The following is a 14,267-nucleotide window of genomic DNA, read 5'->3' as shown; positions in this document are numbered from 1 at the left end:
GGGCCTCGTGCGGTGGTGCGTGCGGGTCAGACCCGCGTGCGGGACCCGGTGTTGCGGCCGGTGACCGTCGAGGCGATCACGACCAGGACTGCCGCGGAAAGGATCGCGACGAACCAGCGGACCCAGTCGATGCCGCGCGAGCCGTCACCACCGAACAGCGAGTAGATCCAGTAGCCGAGCAGCACGCCGCCGATGCCGCACAGGATCGTGAGCCAGATCGGGATGTTGTCCTTGTCGCCCGGTGCGACGAGCTTGCCGAGCAGTCCGATGATCGCGCCGACGATGATGAGGACGATGAGATCTACGACCATGATGGGCCACCTTTCTTTGCCACGAGCTCGTGACGGGAGTGCCGGCAGTGTGTGCCGGCGTCCTCATCATGTTCCCCGAAGGGGGTCGGATCAATCACCACGCCGCCCGGAGGGATGGGGTGTCTCACCCCCACCGGTGAAGCGTCAGCGGAAACCGACGGTGCTCGCGCTCGGCGACCCCAGCTCGATGTAGGCGATCTTGTCGGCCGGCACGACGACCGAGCGGCCCTTCGTGTCGGCCAGGCGCAGCACGCCGTTGGCGGACAGCGCCTCGGTCAGCCGCGACTCGATGTCCTCGGGCGTGCTGTCGGTGTCGAGCACCAGCTCGCGCTGCGCGTGCTGCACGCCGATCTTGACCTCCACGATGTTGCTCCTCAGCTCAGGGGTGTTGGGTGACGTCTTGATGATGCCGGGTGGGTGGTCGGGTCGGTGGTCCGGTCAGTGGTCGTCGGTCATGGGGTAGCCCCGGATGCCGCGCCAGGCCAGCCCGGCGATCAGGGCGGCCGCGTCGTCCTGGGTGATCTGGCCGCCGCCTGCGAGCCAGAACCGCGCGGACACCTGTGCCATTCCCACCAGAGACACCGCGAGCAGCTCCGAGGCCTCGTCGGCCAGGCCGGTGTCGGTGCGGATCACGTCGGCGATCATGGACGCGCACTCGGTGGTGACCCGGTCCACGCGCTCGCGCACGTCGGGCTCGCTCGTCAGGTCGGACTCGAAGACCAGCCGGAACGCGCCCTCCTCGGACGCGACGTAGCTGTAGAACACCTTCATCGTCGCCGCGACGCGGTCCCTGTTGTCGGTGGTGGAGGCGAGCGCCTCGCGGCAGTTGTCGATGATCAGGTCGCACGAGGTGTCGAGCAGCGCGAGGTAGAGGTCGAGCTTGCCGGGGAAGTGCTGGTAGAGCACCGGCTTGGACACCCCGGCCCGGTCGGCGATGTCGTCCATCGCGGCAGCGTGGTAGCCCTGCGCCACGAAGACCTCGAGCGCGGACTCGAGCAGCTGCACGCGACGCTCGCGCCGCGGCATCCGGCCGCCGCGCGGTCGGGGGTTGACGCCGTCGGACGTGGTGTCGGTGCTGCCTGCGGTCACGTCGTGCTCCTGCTTGCCGGGGGTGTTGCCGAGTGGCGATGGGCCGTGCGGCTGGAAGGTACTGCCGGGTAGGCCACGGCGAGCCTATCGGCAGCCGGACGTGCGAGGAGGGACCCCGGGTGTCCCGGGGCCCCTCCTCGCGTGTCGTGGTGTCGCTCAGTAGGTGACGTCGACGAGCATGTTGCGGCTGGTGCCGTCCACGCTCTTGACGGTGGCCTTCACGCCCTCCCCGGCGACCTTCACCGAGTTCTGCGGGTTGTTGGCCTCGTCGTAGTACGTCGACACCAGCGTGTCGTCGAAGGTCGCCTGCTGCGGGACGCCGCCCGAGCAGGTCTCCAGCGTCGTGTAGCCGGCAGCGTTGTCGGCGGCCACCTGCTTGTGCAGGCACGTCCGGTCGATGACGTCGAGGCCGAAGGTGGCGTCGAACGGCTCACGCCGGTTGGTCGGGCTCGTGCCGTCGCCGTACGTGAACGAGTTCGGCGTCGCGTCGACCGGCAGGGCGTACCCGGAGCCCGGGTGCACCGAGGTGTTGTTGTCGGCCGCGGTCGGGTCGACGAGCCACACGAGCATGCCGTCCTGGAACTTGAAGAACTCCACCCAGTTGGGCCGGGTGACGGCCTCGGAGAAGTTGTACGGGCCCTGCGCCAGGGTGGCGTCGTAGCCGACGTACTGCCGGTTCTCGATCAGGTAGTAGCGGTTGTCGGTCACCGTCTCCGTGCCGGTCGAGCGCTTCCAGCCCTTGGCGGCCCACGCCGGCGTCGCCTCGGTCTCGACGTCGTCGGTGAACGTCGTCTTGTCAGCCTTGATGGCGATGTTGTCCAGGAAGGCGCCGGCCTCGTTGGCGCCACCGTCGGTGGCGTAGCGGAACCGGAACTTCGAGGCCTTGCCGCCCGGCTTGTAGGAGAAGCGGAGGCCGCCCCAACGAGTCTTGTCGCCGGTGATCGGCTGCCCGACGGTCGTCCAGGTGTCGCCGTTGTCGACCGAGTACTGGCCGTAGAGGAAGTCGTAGCCCTTCTCGATCTGGTACCAGGCGTCAGCCGTGACGGTGACGGAGCTTGCCTTCGGCACGTCACGGGTCAGCGTGTTGCGCAGGTCGTCGCCGCGACCCGACCACCAGGCGTAGTCACCACCGGGGATGTCGACCTGGGCCTGGGTGGTGCTGACGTCCTTGAGGTTCACCTTGACGGCCTGGTAGGCGCCGTCGACCTGCTTCTCCGACGGGCTGAGCGTGATGCCCTGCGTGCCGGCGCCCTTGTTCACCTCGGCGTACTTCAGCCAACCGAGGAAGAGCTTCTCCTCCGGGCCGAAGCTGCCGGGCTGGGTGCCGATGCCCTCGTCGGCGCCACCGTGGCCGAGCCAGGACCCCGAGGACATGGTGGTCCAGAACGACGTGCCGTTGTCGCCTCCGTTGGTGTCGTAGAAGTCGGGCAGGCCGAGGTCGTGGCCGTACTCGTGCGCGAAGACGCCGAGGCCGCCGTTCTCGGGCTCGACGGTGTAGTCACCGATGAAGTAGCTCGAGCTGCCGATCCGGGCGCCGCCGTTGAGGTTGGGCTTGCCCGCGACGACCGGGCCGTCGGAGCCGGCGGTGGTCGGGTTGACGTACCAGCGGTGCGACCAGATGGCGTCGGGGTCGGCGCCGGCCTCCTCGCCCTCGCCGGCGTGGACGGCCTGGAAGTGGTCGATGTAGCCGTCGGGCTCGTCGAAGTTGCCGTCCTCGTCGAAGTCGTAGCGGTCCCACTCGTCGAACTGCGACAGGTAGGCGTCGAGGTCGGCAGTCGACTTGCCGGACGTGGTGGCCCAGGCGTCGACCGTGTCGTTGATGAAGGCCCACGACCCGCCGTCGTCCTCGACCGCGTTGTCGCCGTACGTCGACGCGTTGCCCGGCACGGTGACCCAGTCCTCGGTGGTCACGTCGACGCTGTACGCGCCGCTGGACTGGGCGGTGTAGAAGTTCGCCATCGACTCGCCGGGGCCGTTGAACAGGTCGTCGTAGTAGGCCTTGTCGTAGGACGGCTCCCAGGTGGTGGAGTTGTCCTTCGAGCGGTCGGGCTTCGGGATCGCGTTGTGAAGCGGGCCGGGGGTGAGGCCGAGCTTCTTCGACCCCTGGGTGCCGAACTCCGACAGGACCGTCCAGATCTTGTCGGTGCCGGTCTCGCCGAGCTCGACGAACTCGCCGTCGGTGACCTCGACGACCTGGCTGCCGTCGCTCAGGGTGCGAGCCTTGGCGGAGCCGTTCTCGACCATCGCGCGGGCCTTCGCCTTGAGGCGCGCCTGCTTCCTGATCTGGGGGGACGTGCGGTTGTCGGGCTTGGCGCGGGCCTGGTCGGACGACGTTGGGGCGCCGTCGGAGGGGACTGCTGCCGCGGGGAGGGCGGCGAGGCCGAGGGCCAGGCACGCCGTACCGGCCATCAGGCCGGGCAGGGTTGTCTTCTTCACAGGGAGTTCTCCGTGTTCCGAGAGGTGGGGGGATGGTGGTGCATGACCCGTACGGGCCACCCGGAGGTGGTCAGAACGAGTCACCAACCGGTCACTCCACCGCAGGGAGCGCACGGTGGCAAGGAAAATCTTCTGAATCCACCCCGGAGGCCGAAGAAGCTGCGGTGCCGGCAGCCGGCGGGCCCGCGTCCGCATCGCGGGACCGGTGTAGGGCATGTGGGGCCCGCGGGGAACATGGGAGTCGTCGGTGCTGTTGCACCGACACCCGAGTCGAGGAGAAGACGTGTCGTTCCCTGCACTTGTCGAGCCCGCAGCCGAGCTCAGCACCGACGAGGTGCGCCGCTACAGCCGCCACCTGATCATCCCCGACGTGGGGATGGCCGGGCAGAAGCGGCTGAAGAACGCCAAGGTGCTCGTCATCGGCGCCGGCGGCCTGGGCTCGCCCGCCCTGCTCTACCTGGCCGCGGCCGGAGTCGGCACGCTCGGCATCGCGGAGTTCGACGAGGTCGACGAGTCCAACCTCCAGCGCCAGATCATCCACGGCATGTCCGACATCGGTCGCCCCAAGGCCGAGTCCGCCAAGGAGTCGATCGCCGAGGTCAACCCCTACGTCGAGGTCATCGTGCACAACGAGCGCCTCGACAACGACAACGTGCTGCAGGTCTTCGAGGGCTACGACCTCATCGTCGACGGCACCGACAACTTCGCGACCCGCTACATGGTCAACGACGCCGCCTACTTCCTGAAGATCCCCTACGTCTGGGGCTCGATCTACCGCTTCGACGGCCAGGCGTCCGTCTTCGCGCCGACCCTGGCGGACGACGCCCCGTGCTACCGCTGCCTCTACCCCGAGCCCCCGCCGCCGGGCATGGTCCCCAGCTGCGCCGAGGGCGGCGTGCTCGGCGTCCTGTGCGCCAGCATCGGCTCGATCCAGGTCAACGAGGCGATCAAGCTGATCACCGGCATCGGTGACCCGGCGATCGGCAAGCTCGTCATCTACGACGCCCTCGAGCTGGAGTGGCGCAAGCTCAAGGTCCGCAAGGACCCGAGCTGCGCGCTGTGCGGTGACAACGCGACGGTCACCGGTCTCATCGACTACGACGCCTTCTGCGGCGCCGTCTCCGACGAGGCCGCCGAGGCCGCCGCCGGCTCGACGATCTCGGTCACCCAGCTCGAGGTGATGCTCAAGGAGCGCGAGGAGGGCACCCGCGACTTCGAGCTCATCGACGTCCGTGAGCCCAACGAGTTCGAGATCAACCGCATCCCGGGCGCCAAGCTGATCCCGAAGGGCGAGTTCCTCAACGGCAACGCCCTCGGCGACCTGCCCAGCGACAAGCCGATCGTCCTGCACTGCAAGTCGGGCGTCCGGTCCGCCGAGGTGCTCGCGATCGTCAAGGGCGCCGGCTACGCCGACGCCGTGCACGTGGGCGGCGGCGTCGTCGCGTGGGTCAGCCAGGTCGACCCGAGCCAGCCGGCCTACTGACGCGCCCTCGCATGGCGCGACCCCGTCACCTAGGGTCGCGCCATGCGTGCGTTCGGGGAGTGGCCGCCGGGCCTGCGCGCCGTGCTGGCCGTCGCCGCGTCGTGCCTGCTCATGGTCCTGGTCGCCTGGGCCACGCTGATCGGTCCGGACGAGGTGTTCACCGGCGCGGGGCGGGTGCAGGCCCCGACCACCACGACGGAGACGTGCATCCCGCTGCCGGTGGCCACGGCCGCCGATGGCTCGACGACCGTCGAGATCCCGGACGACTTCGCCGCCCGCAACTACTGCGAGCCACCGCCGGGCTTCGGCGGTGACGACTCGGGGGACGTGACCGAGAAGGCGCCGCCGCTGTGGGTGGGGGTGCTCACCGGTCTCCTGCTCGCCGCGGCAGCAGCGGGTGGCCTGGCGGTCCTGGTGTGGCTCGCTGCCATGGTCATCCGGGAGGTCCGGGCGCGCCGCCTCCGCGAGGGGGAGCGCACCGCGGTCGGCTTCACCGTTCTCGACGAGCCGGTCCGGGTGGCTCGACAGGTGGCCGCCGACGCCGAGGAGCAGGAGACGCTGCTGCGCGAGGGAGACCCGCGCAACGCCATCGTGGCCGCCTGGCACCACTTCGAGGTCCAGGGCGAGCGAGCGGGGGTGGCCCGGCGGGCCTCGGAGACGTCGTCGGAGTACGGCCTGCGCATCCTCGACCTCGCCGCGGCCGACAACGGCTCGGTGAACCGCCTCGCCGAGCTCTACCGGGAGGCCCGGTTCTCCGACCACCCGGTCACCGAGGAGCACCGCGCACGGGCCCTCGCCGCCCTTGCCGACATCCGGCACAGCCTGGAGGTGGGGGCATGACCTCGCTCTCCGACCGCCTGACCGGGCGGGTCGCCAAGGGGGTCGGCCTGGCCGTGGCGGGTTTCGTCGCCGCGGTCCTGTTCGACATGGAGCCCCAGCCCCTGCCGTACGTCGTCTGGTCGGTGGTCGTGCTGACCACGGCGTACCTCGTCATCGACACCCTCGACGTCCCCACCGCGGAGTGGCTTCAGGGGCCGCCGGCAACGGACCGGGTGGACGAGGCCTCCTCCGACCTCCGCGTGCTCTCCAGCCACGTGCAGTCCGACCAGCCGTCCACCGCGCTGGCCCACCGGATCGTGGCGCTCGCCCGCGCGCGCGACCCCGACCTCGGCGAGACCGTCCGGCGCGAGCTCGCCGACACCCGCAGGCTCTCGCCTGCCGACATCGACCGCATCCTGACCCGAATCGAGGACGTCCCGTGAGCGACGCCGACCACCCCAGCACCGAGCGCCCAGAGCCCGCAGAGTCCCTCGAGCCCGGGCAGGTCGCCGCGTTCGCCGACCGCGTCCTCGACGAGGTGGCCCGCGCCGTCGTGGGGAAGCGCGAGGTGCTCTCGCTGGTGCTGGCCGGCATCCTGGCGAAGGGGCACGTGCTGCTCGAGGACTTCCCGGGCCTGGGCAAGACGCTGGCGGCGCGTTCCTTCGCGGGTGCCCTGGGCCTGGACTTCTCCCGCGCGCAGTTCACCCCGGACCTGCTCCCGGCCGACCTCACCGGCTCCTACGTCTACGACCAGCGCCGGGCGGAGTTCGACTTCCGCCCTGGACCGGTCTTCGCCGGGCTGCTGCTCGCCGACGAGGTCAACCGGACCCCGCCGAAGACGCAGGCAGCGCTCCTCGAGGCGATGCAGGAAGGCCAGGTCACGGTCGAGGGGAGGACCCACCCGCTGCCGAGCCCGTTCCACGTCCTCGCCACCGCCAACCCGGTGGAGTACGAGGGCACCTACCCGCTGCCCGAGGCGCAGCTCGACCGCTTCCTGCTCCGCGTCGCCTTCGGGTACCCCACCGCCGGCGAGGAGCACGACGTCCTGCGCCGCCGCCTCGACCGGCAGCGCGAGGAGGTCGACATCGCCCGGGTCACCGACGCCGCCGGGCTGGCCGCCGCGCAGGCCGCGGTCGAGCGGGTGGTCGTGGACGAGTCCGTGGCGCGCTACTGCGTGGACCTCGTCGCGGCGACCCGTTCCCACCCCGACGTCCTCACCGGCGCCTCGCCGCGCGGCAGCCTGGGCCTGGTGCTGACCGCCCGGGCGTGGGCGGCGATCCGGGGACGCGACTTCGTCGTCCCCGAGGACGTGAAGGTCGTCGCCCGGGCCGTGCTGGCGCACCGGATCACGGTCAAGCCCGACCTCTGGATGACGGAGGCGTCCGGCTCGCGGGTCGTCGACTCCGTCCTGGCCTCGGTCGAGACGCCGCGCACGCTGGAGGCGCACAGGGGCGGCCGCCCGTGACCTCCTGGCGGCCGACGCCAGCGCTCGTGCGCGCCTGCCTGCTCGGGCTCGGCGGCGTGAGCCTCGGGATCGTGCTCGGCCAGGAGGTGCTGGCCGTGCTGTGCGCCCCGTTCGTGGTCCTCGCCGCGACCGGGCTCGCCGGCCGCCCGCGCCGGAGGCCGCTGGTCGCCGCCCGCCTCGACCACCGCAGCCTGCACGAGGGGCAGGGCGCGACATCCCGCCTCGACGTCGATGACCTCGCCGGGGTCGAGCACGTCACCCGGGTCGCCGCGCGTGCGGCCCACGTCGCCAGCGCCCCGACGTACGGCACGGTCGGCTCCCTCGTCGACGAGGGACTGCCGACCATCGGCTTCAGCCCGCGTCGCTGGGGTCGCCGCGCCGTGGGCGCCGAGCGTGTCGCGCTGACCAGCGCGTGGGCCGGCTGGCGCTGGGGTCCGGTGCACCTCCCCGAGACCAGCCTGGTCGTGCTGCCCAGGAGGGTGCCGTACGACACCCGGGCCGAGGTGCCGCAGCCCGACGGCCTCGTCGGCGGGCACCGGTCGCGGCGGGTGGGCAGCGGCACCGAGTTCGAGGGGATCCGACCCTTCGCCACCGGCGACCGCCTGAAGCGGATCAACTGGCCGGTCTCGCTCCGGACCGGCGAGCTGCACGTCGTCACCACGCGCGCCGAGCAGGACGCCGGGGTCTGGCTGCTCGTCGACGCCCTGCGCGACATCGGCGTCTCGGGCGGGATCGACGGCCGCGCCAGCACGCTCGACCTCACCGTGCGCGCGGCGGCCGCCCTGGCCGAGCACCACGTCCGCACCGGTGACCGGGTCGGGCTGCTCGTGGTCGCCGCCAACGGGGCGCGGGTGCCGCTCGGGTCGGGTCCCCGCCACCTGCAGCGGCTGCTCGGCACCCTCGCCCGGATCCGCACCGACGCGCGCAGCACCCCACCGGAACGCCTCGACCTCGGCACGCAGTCCGGGAGCGTGGTCCACGTCCTGTCGCCGATGCTGTTCACGCCGCTGGTCACCGCGACGGTCAGCCTCCAGCGCGGCGGGACGTCGGTCGTCGTCGTCGACACGCTCGGGGACGCCCTGACCGAACCCGATGGCGCCGACCGGCTCGCCCTGTCGAGCCTCGCCATGCGGATGCAGAAGATCGAGCGCGACGACCGGCTACGACGCCTGGCCGCCCTCGGTGCCCCCGTGGTGCCGTGGCGCGGACCGGGCACCCTCGACACCGTCCTCCACCAGCTGTCGCGTCGCGCGCAGGTGCCCCGGGTGCGTGCCTGATGCGCGTGCTGCGTCCCGGCGTGAGCCCAGCGGTGGTCGTGCTGCGCGCGCTGCTCCTCGTGCTGCCGTGTGCCGCGCTGGCGCTCGCGCTGCCGCAGGTGCCGCACGGCCTGGTGGTCGCCGGGGTCGTGCTGTCCGCAGCGGCCTGGGCGTGGTTGCCCGACCACGCCGTCGGCGTCGTGCCGCTCGCGCTCGTCGCGGGCTGGTGGACGGTCCACGACGTCGTCGACTGGCGGCTGATGGTGGTCGGCGTGCTGCTCGCCACCGCGCACGTCGCCGCCACCCTGGTGTCGTACGGCCCCGCAACGCTCGCGATCGACCCGCGCCTGGCACGGCTGTGGCTCGCCCGCGGTGGGCTGGCGCTGGTCCCGCTCCCGGTCACCTGGCTGGCCGTCCGCGGCCTCGACCCGCGACTGGCCCCGTCGTGGCTGTGGCTGCTCGCCGGGGTGACAGCGGTCGGCCTGCTGGTCGTCACCGCCCGCCTGATCCGGCCGGAGGAGCAATGACCACCGAGGAGGAGCGCGAGCTCTACGCCGAGCTGGTGCTGCAGTGCGCCGAGTCGGTGCCGCGTGGTCGCGCGACGACGTACGGCGCCATCGCCGACGTCGTCGGTGAGCGGCTCGGGCGCGGCGGTCCGCGGCTGGTCGGGTCGGTGCTGGCCGCCCACGGCGGAGGCGTGCCGTGGTGGCGGGTGGTCCGCGCGGACGGCTCGCTGCCGCCCTCGCACGGGGAGGAGGCCCGGCAGGCCTACCTCGAGGAGGCCACCCCGTTGCGGCCGAGCGGGGCCGTGGATCTGACACGGGCGTTCTGGTCGCCGCGCCTCGGGGCAGAATGACTGCCATGCTCTACACGGTCGCGCACGGAGTCATCCCCCCGCTCGCCCGTGCCATGTGGCGCCCGGCGGTCGAGGGGCTGCACCACGTGCCCGCCACCGGACCCGTCATCGTGGCGAGCAACCACCTGTCCTTCTTCGACAGCGTCGTCATCCCGGTCGTCGTCCCCCGCAAGGTCGTCTTCCTCGCCAAGTCCGACTACTTCACCGGCACCGGGGTGAAGGGCACGCTGGTCCGCGCGTGGTTCGAGGGGCTCGGCATGCTGCCGGTCGACCGGGACGACACCAAGGCGGCGATCGCCAGCCTCGACACCGCGCTCGAGGTGCTGCGGCGCGGGGAGGCGTTCGGCATCTACCCCGAGGGCACCCGCTCGCGCGACGGCCGGCTCTACCGCGGTCGTACGGGCGTGGCGCACCTCGCCCTCACCGCCGGCTGCCCGGTCCTGCCGGTCGGCCTGCTGGGGACCGAGGAGATCCAGCCGGTCGGCGCCAGCCGCCCGCGGCTGGGCAAGGTCGACGTCACCGTGCGGGTCGGCGAGCCGATCACCGTCGCGGACGAGTACGACCGCGTGCCGAGCGGCCGGGCCCGACGTGACCTGACCGACCGGATCATGGGTGCCATCGCGGGCCTCACCGGGCAGGAGCCGGCCGGCGTCTACAACGAGCGGCCGGCCTCCCCGGCCTGACCCGCCCGCGGTCGCCCGGGTGGGCGGTGTGCCAGCCACATTCCTCTACCGTGGGCTGTGGCTCACACACCCCTCCCGGGCGTGTCTTCCGTCGGCACGCCGGTCGGCGGTGTGCCAGCCACATCGCCGTGCTGCGGAAGGTGGCTCACGCACCGCTCGCCGTGGAATGTGGCTCACGCACCGCTCAGGCGGAGGGGACCTGCGCAGCGAGCGCGGCAAGCGCCTTCGGGAAGATCTCCGCGGGCGGGGTGACGAGACCGGCGCCCACCTGGCCCACGCCGGCGACCTTTCCGGCCATGCCGGTGTTGATCTGCGGCAGGATCGCGGTACGGCACACCTTGGTCACGTCGATGCCGGTGGGCGTGCCCATGAACTCCAGGACGGGCACCGTCCAGCGGGGGTTCTCCGCGAGCGTGATCTCGTGCATCCGCCGGGTGGTGGCCAGCGCGTCGGGCACGGTGCCGCCGACGAGGCGGACGATCGCCGGGGCGGTCGCCATCGCGAAGCCGCCGATGCCGGCGGTCTCGGTGATGGCGGAGTCGCCGATATCGGCGTTGGCGTCGTCGGGGCCGTAGCTGCCGAGGAAGAGGCCCTCGGCCACCTGGGCCGGCCCGGTGAACCACTCGTCGCCGGTGCCGGAGACCTGGATGCCGAAGTCGGTGCCGTTGCGCGCCATGGCCACGACCATCGTCGAGCCCGGCACGTCGCGACCGGCGTCGAGCGCGAGCTTGCACGCGGGCATCGCCAGGTTGAGGAAGAAGTGGTCGTTGCCGCCGACGAAGCGCAGCACGTCGGCGACGTCCAAGCTGTCGAACCCGGCGTCGGACCCGCTGCTGACCATCGCGGGGGAGAGGTCGCGCAGCAGCATCAGCGTGCCGGCGCGGTTGCGGTTGTGCGCCTCGTCGCCCATCTGCAGCATCTGGGTGAGGATGCCGGTGACGTCCGTCGCCTCCTCGGTGCCGCGGACGGCGGCCTGCAGCAGGGGGCCGAGCACGTCGCCCATCCAGCGCAGCCGGGTGAGCACCTCGGGGGAGTAGGCGCCGTAGCGCAGCACCTTGCCGAGCCCCTCGTTGAGGGAGCAGTACGTCCGGCGCCCGGTCGCGCGGTCCTCGAGGACCCACATCCACATGGACGGCGTCACGACGCCGGCCATCGGGCCGACGGCGCTGCGGTGGTGGCACGGCTCGAGGCTGACCGAGCTCCCGGACTCGAAGAGTGCTGCGGCGTCCTCGGGGTCGTCGACGAGGCCCTCGAGGGCGGCGCCGCCCATGAGCGCGCCGCGCAGGGGGCCAGACGTCCGTGCCCACTCGATCGGCGGGCCCGCGTGGAGGAACTGGCCCTTCTCGAGGCCGAGCACCTCGGAGGCGGGCGCGACGTCGACGAGGTGGGCCGTGACGCCGAGCATCGCCTCGACCGCACGGCGGTTGGCGTCGGGGCGGCGGGGATCGGTGGCGACCCTCGCGAGGTCGGCCTCGGTTCCCGGCATCGGCGGACGCCAGTCGACGCGCTCGACGTCGACGGCCTGACCCGCCACGGAGTCGGCGAACATGTCCGCCCCGACGGTGACGACGGTGGGCTGGCTCATCGGGCAGCTCCTTCGATCAGCTGGATGGCGCGGCGGGTGGCGCTCGCGTTGGAGAGGTGCACCTCGGCGCCGGCGGCGACGAGGGCGTCGCGCTGGGCGTCGAGGCCCTGCGGGTCCAGGTCGGTGCCGACCAGGCTGACGACCACCGGGACCTGACGGTCCTTCCGGGCCGCCGCGATCGCCGGGGCGAGGAGCGCAGCCGGGTCGGGCTCGGCGCCGTGGCCGAGGACGAGGTCGAGCAGGATGACGCCGGTCGCGGGGTCGGCGGCGGCCCTGGCCAGCTGCTCGTTGCGCAGGGTCGGGTCGATCATGGGGTGCGCGCGTCCCTGGGTGAGCGCGTCGTCACCGAAGTCGACCATCGTGTGGTCGTCGACCAGGAGGTCGTCCCCCAGCGCGAGGTCGTCGGAGAGCGGGATGTTGCTGCGGACCGGGCCGAGGGCCGCGGACGCCATCAGCATCGACTCGTCGCAGAGCGTGCCGCCGACGAACAGCCCGCGCAGCAGGGGTCCGGTCGCGGGGCCGGTGTTGTCGGCGCCGTGGACCGGCCACTCCGGCGGGGTGTGACCGAGCCGCTCCAGCACGGTCTCGGCGACCGCGGTGAGGTCGCGCTGGCCGCGGCCGAGCAGGCCCAGCTCCACGGGCGTGCCCAGCGCCCCGGTCTCCTTCGTGAGTGCCTCCGCGACCTCGGGCGCCGGGGGCTTGGAGACCACCACGACCAGGTCGACGTCCGGGTCGGCGTCGAGCCGGCGCAGTGCCTCGCGCGTGGCGAGCCCGCCGACGGCCGACGACAGGTCGCGACCGCCGACGCCGAGCGCGTGGCGCACGCCGACCCCCTCGGCCGTCTCGCCGGCGTGGTGGAGCAGTGCGAGGAGCTGCTGGCAGCCGGTGCCGGAGGCGGCGACGATGCCGATCCGTCCGGGACGGACCGTGTTGGCGAAGCCGAGCCCGACGCCGTCGACGACCGCGGTGCCGCAGTCCGGTCCCATGACCAGCCCGCCACGCGAGGCGGCGTACCGCTTGAGGGCGACCTCCTCGGCCACCGGCACGTTGTCGCTGAAGACCATCACGTCGCGGCCGGCCTCGAGCGCGTCCATCGCCTCGACGGTGGCGCTGGCGCCGGGCACCGAGACGAGCGCGATCGCGTCGGGAGCCGAGCGCCGCAGCGCGCTCCCGGTGGTGCGCGGCGGGGCGATCGTGGTGTCGCCGCCCGTCGGGCGGGTGGGCGTGAGCGCCACGTCGACCGCGGCGAGGGCCGCGGACACGTCGGCGTCGGCGTCGAGGCGCAGGGCGACGACCATGTCGTTGGGGGAGGAGCCGGGGATGTCGAAGCCCATCCCCTCGAGCACCTCGAGGTTGAGGCCGGTCGCCATCGCGACCTGCGCGGCCACGACGCCGGGGGTGGCCTGCACGGCCCGGCTCACCTGCAGCAGCGTCACCGAGTCGGCGTACGCACCGCTGCGGAGCTCGACGTGGTCCTTGGTCGGCGTGGTCATGCAACCCTCCGGGATGTGGTGTGGTCCTCGATCGATGCCAGGGCGAGCCCGGCGCCGGCGAGGAGGCCGGCGCCCGAGGTGGCGCCGACGGCGAGCAGCGCGTCGGCCGTTGATCCAGTGGGGTCGGCGAGCCAGTCGGCGAGCTGGGGCAGCGCCTCGCCGCGGATCGCGCAGTCGAGCAGCGTGGCGGACAGCAGCGTCGTCGTGTGGAGGCGACCGCGCAGGGCCGCGGCCAGCACGTCGTCGGGCCGGCCCAGGGCGGCGCGGGCGGTGAACCACCCGGCCAGCACGTCGTCGCCGAGCGGCGTCAGGCCCGGTCCGCGGCCGACGAGGTGGTCGACGTCGGCCGGGGTGAGGCGGCCGTCGGCGGGGAGGACGAGGCCGTCGAGCGCGGACGTCATGGCGTCCGGTCGCCAGGGCGACCCCTCCTCATGACGTCCCACGCGGGGGGCGCGCGGGTCGACGAGACGGGTGATCCGGACCGGCCGGTCACCGACCACCAGCAGGCCGTCGCGCACCTGGGCGACCGGGTCGAGGACGCCGAGGTCGGGCAGCGTCGACCAGAGCGCGCACGGCACGCGGGTCGCCGTCGCCGACACGAGGCCGAGGCACCAGCCGTCGAGGTCGACGTACACGGCGGTGCTGCTCGCGTGGACGACCCGGCGAGGACCGTCGGAAGCTCCGCGGAGCCGATCGTGCACCCGCAGCGGTGCCGCGACGGGGATCGGTGCGGACATCACTCCCCAGACGCTAACGGCTCGTGCGACACTCGCGAATGTGAGAACTTGTCG

General features: G+C 72.6%; 15 protein-coding genes. 8 read left to right on the top strand and 7 right to left on the bottom strand.

Annotation, left to right across the window (positions count from 1 at the left end):
- Positions 1–26: 26 nt before the first annotated feature.
- From ACXJKB_RS20240 to ACXJKB_RS20225, 4 genes are all read right to left on the bottom strand, one after another.
- Positions 27–311 carry a GlsB/YeaQ/YmgE family stress response membrane protein gene (locus ACXJKB_RS20240; RefSeq protein WP_457191590.1) on the bottom strand — a complete coding sequence of 95 codons (285 nt, stop codon included), beginning with the start codon at positions 309–311 and terminating at the stop codon, positions 27–29.
- A gap of 144 nt (positions 312–455) precedes the next feature.
- Positions 456–674 carry a DUF3107 domain-containing protein gene (locus ACXJKB_RS20235; RefSeq protein ID WP_457191588.1) on the bottom strand — a complete coding sequence of 73 codons (219 nt, stop codon included), beginning with the start codon at positions 672–674 and terminating at the stop codon, positions 456–458.
- A gap of 75 nt (positions 675–749) precedes the next feature.
- Complete coding sequence (locus tag ACXJKB_RS20230) at positions 750–1,337, bottom strand: TetR/AcrR family transcriptional regulator (protein WP_300051936.1); 588 nt, start codon at positions 1,335–1,337, stop codon at positions 750–752.
- A gap of 219 nt (positions 1,338–1,556) precedes the next feature.
- Complete coding sequence (locus ACXJKB_RS20225) at positions 1,557–3,836, bottom strand: immune inhibitor A domain-containing protein (protein WP_457191586.1); 2,280 nt, start codon at positions 3,834–3,836, stop codon at positions 1,557–1,559.
- 283 nt (positions 3,837–4,119) lie between these two features.
- On the opposite strand from ACXJKB_RS20225, the gene moeZ reads away from it, so the two are divergent.
- Genes moeZ through ACXJKB_RS20185 form a run of 8 tightly spaced genes read left to right on the top strand, consistent with a single transcriptional unit; the run spans position 4,120 to position 10,398 of the window.
- Entirely contained in the window at positions 4,120–5,319 is a 1,200-nt protein-coding gene (gene moeZ / locus ACXJKB_RS20220) for an adenylyltransferase/sulfurtransferase MoeZ (protein ID WP_457191584.1), read from the top strand.
- A 42-nt stretch (positions 5,320–5,361) separates the two neighbouring features.
- Positions 5,362–6,159: a DUF4129 domain-containing protein gene (locus ACXJKB_RS20215; RefSeq protein WP_457191582.1), complete on the top strand. Its 798-nt coding sequence runs from the start codon at positions 5,362–5,364 to the stop codon at positions 6,157–6,159.
- The gene (locus tag ACXJKB_RS20210) at positions 6,156–6,581 is read left to right on the top strand and encodes a hypothetical protein (protein WP_457191580.1); all 426 of its coding nucleotides are present in this window, start codon (positions 6,156–6,158) and stop codon (positions 6,579–6,581) included. The genes ACXJKB_RS20215 and ACXJKB_RS20210 overlap by 4 nt, the downstream gene beginning before the upstream one ends.
- The gene (locus tag ACXJKB_RS20205) at positions 6,578–7,603 is read left to right on the top strand and encodes an AAA family ATPase (RefSeq protein WP_457191578.1); all 1,026 of its coding nucleotides are present in this window, start codon (positions 6,578–6,580) and stop codon (positions 7,601–7,603) included. The genes ACXJKB_RS20210 and ACXJKB_RS20205 overlap by 4 nt, the downstream gene beginning before the upstream one ends.
- Complete coding sequence (locus ACXJKB_RS20200) at positions 7,600–8,880, top strand: DUF58 domain-containing protein (protein ID WP_457191576.1); 1,281 nt, start codon at positions 7,600–7,602, stop codon at positions 8,878–8,880. Before ACXJKB_RS20205 ends, ACXJKB_RS20200 begins: the two co-directional genes overlap by 4 nt.
- Positions 8,881–8,900: 20 nt before the next feature.
- Entirely contained in the window at positions 8,901–9,386 is a 486-nt protein-coding gene (locus tag ACXJKB_RS20195; RefSeq protein ID WP_457191574.1) for a hypothetical protein, read from the top strand.
- Entirely contained in the window at positions 9,383–9,715 is a 333-nt protein-coding gene (locus tag ACXJKB_RS20190) for an MGMT family protein (protein ID WP_191194974.1), read from the top strand. Before ACXJKB_RS20195 ends, ACXJKB_RS20190 begins: the two co-directional genes overlap by 4 nt.
- Positions 9,716–9,720: 5 nt before the next feature.
- Positions 9,721–10,398: a lysophospholipid acyltransferase family protein gene (locus ACXJKB_RS20185; RefSeq protein WP_457191572.1), complete on the top strand. Its 678-nt coding sequence runs from the start codon at positions 9,721–9,723 to the stop codon at positions 10,396–10,398.
- Between the two features lie 184 nt (positions 10,399–10,582).
- Here ACXJKB_RS20185 and ACXJKB_RS20180 read toward each other — a convergent pair whose 3' ends face one another.
- From ACXJKB_RS20180 to ACXJKB_RS20170, 3 genes are read right to left on the bottom strand one after another with little or no spacing between them, the layout of a single operon-like run.
- Positions 10,583–11,983 (bottom strand): DUF1116 domain-containing protein, encoded by a 1,401-nt coding sequence (locus ACXJKB_RS20180; protein WP_457191570.1) that lies wholly within the window; start codon positions 11,981–11,983, stop codon positions 10,583–10,585.
- Positions 11,980–13,476 (bottom strand): FdrA family protein, encoded by a 1,497-nt coding sequence (locus ACXJKB_RS20175; RefSeq protein ID WP_457191568.1) that lies wholly within the window; start codon positions 13,474–13,476, stop codon positions 11,980–11,982. Before ACXJKB_RS20175 ends, ACXJKB_RS20180 begins: the two co-directional genes overlap by 4 nt.
- The gene (locus ACXJKB_RS20170) at positions 13,473–14,213 is read right to left on the bottom strand and encodes an oxamate carbamoyltransferase subunit AllH family protein (protein WP_457191566.1); all 741 of its coding nucleotides are present in this window, start codon (positions 14,211–14,213) and stop codon (positions 13,473–13,475) included. The genes ACXJKB_RS20175 and ACXJKB_RS20170 overlap by 4 nt, the downstream gene beginning before the upstream one ends.
- Positions 14,214–14,267 lie beyond the last annotated feature (54 nt).

The sequence above is a fragment of the Nocardioides sp. P5_E3 genome (genome assembly GCF_054049275.1).
Note: the sequence above shows the minus strand (reverse complement) of the source record. Positions and strands in the feature narration are given on the sequence as shown.